The sequence below is a fragment of the Paraconexibacter sp. genome (assembly GCF_041602235.1).
Taxonomy (GTDB): Bacteria; Actinomycetota; Thermoleophilia; order Solirubrobacterales; family Solirubrobacteraceae; genus Paraconexibacter.
Map to the genome: position 1 here is coordinate 1 of NZ_JBFIGP010000492.1, position 1,504 is coordinate 1,504.

A 1,504-nucleotide genomic window follows, 5' to 3' on the forward strand; every position below is an offset into this window, starting at 1 on the left:
CGACAGCCTGAGCGACGGCAGACGCCACGGAGTCGCCGTCGCGGATGTCGCCGACGATCGGCAGCGCCTGCCCGCCTGCGTCCTCGATCGCCTTGGCGGCCGTGTAGATCGTCCCCTCGAGCTTGGGGTGCGGGTCGGCGGTCTTCGCGACGAGCGCGATGCTCGCCCCGTCCGCCGCCGCCTTCAGGGCGATCGCCAGGCCGATGCCGCGGCTGGCGCCCGAGATGAACATGACCTTGCCGTTGAGGGACATGGGCGCCACTCTATGCCGCGGCCGTGCGGGTGGTCCGTGTCGCGGCGCCGGGTCAGTCCGCGCGCTGCAGCCAGCCCGCGATCAGCGCGTTGACGACGTCCGGCTGCTCGAGTTGCAGGAAGTGGCCCGCGCCGGGGAGGACCTCGATACGACTCCCGGTCACGAACAGCTCGGGGTACAGCTGCGGGAGCGCCGCCTGGATGCAGCCGTCGCGCTCGCCGTGGAGGTACAGGACGGGTGCCCCCGGCTTCGTGGTGAAGAGCGCCTTGATCCCACCCTGCAGGTTGTTGCGGTAGTAGCGCACCGCGGCCCGCAGATGCTCGGGGTGCTGCAGCGCGGCGAGCGTGCGCCGCACGTCCTCGGTGGCGTCGTAGCCCGGGGACCAGTCCCGCCACAGCCGCGGGATGACGCGCGACTGCGCACGCTCGGCGATCGGGAGCTGGTTGAACACCAGGTACCAGCTCATGCGCAGCTGGCGGGCGGCGACGCCGAGCGTGCGCGGCGACGTCCACGCCTTCAGCAGGGCGACCGGCGGCGGGACCGACATGCCGACGTAGCGCGCGAAGCGGTCGGGCGCCTTGGTGCTCGCGGCCCAGGTGGTGATCGCTCCCCAGTCGTGCCCGATCAGGGCGGCCCGGTCGTCGCCGCCCAGCGCGGCGTGCAGGGCCAGGACGTCGTCCGCGAGGTCGGCGATGCGGTACCGGTCGGACGGGGCGGGGGAGGTGGGGGAGTAGCCGCGCGTGAACGGGGCGACGGCGCGCCAGCCGCGCTCGGCCAGGTAGGGGCCGAGGTGTCGCCAGGTCCACGCCGTGTCCGGGTAGCCGTGGATGAGCAGGGCGAGCGGGGCGTCCTGGGCCCCCCACGACAGGGCGCCGAAGGTAATGCCGTTGGCGTCGATGCGGAGCTCTTCGGGGTCGGGCACGGGCGGGACCGTAGTCGACGAGTGGCGCGGTGCAGGTGTCGCGGCGGCACCACCCGGAGGGGGTGCGTGGTGGTCCCGCTACTGTCCGTCGCGATGCTCGGTCCACGCGCGCGACTCGGGGTGCTCGTCGCGTTCCTCGTCGTCGGGTTGTCGGCGTTCTGGGTCTTCGATGTCGTGCAGCAGCAGGACGTGCGCGACTGGGTGGACGCGTTCGGGCCGGCTGCGCCCGTGGCCTACGTGCCGATCTCCGCGGTGCTCGGGATGCTGCTGGTGCCCGGCCCGGTGCTCGCGGGGGTGAGCGGACTCCTGTTCGGGACCGCGGTCGGCAC

Annotated in this window: 2 protein-coding genes and 1 pseudogene; 1 reads left to right on the forward strand and 2 read right to left on the reverse strand. The window is 73.3% G+C overall.

The features are described from left to right. Both ABYE80_RS20765 and ABYE80_RS20770 read right to left on the reverse strand, forming a co-directional pair. Positions 1-253, reverse strand: a 253-nt coding sequence (locus ABYE80_RS20765) for an SDR family NAD(P)-dependent oxidoreductase (RefSeq protein WP_372792343.1), incomplete at its 3' end; no start/stop codon positions are given. A gap of 52 nt (positions 254-305) precedes the next feature. Continuing rightward, positions 306-1,175 (reverse strand): alpha/beta fold hydrolase, encoded by an 870-nt coding sequence (locus tag ABYE80_RS20770; RefSeq protein WP_372792345.1) that lies wholly within the window; start codon positions 1,173-1,175, stop codon positions 306-308. Positions 1,176-1,268: 93 nt separating this feature from the next. On the opposite strand from ABYE80_RS20770, the pseudogene ABYE80_RS20775 reads away from it, so the two are divergent. Beyond that, positions 1,269-1,504 (forward strand): annotated as a pseudogene (locus ABYE80_RS20775) (hypothetical protein); the annotation flags it as partial.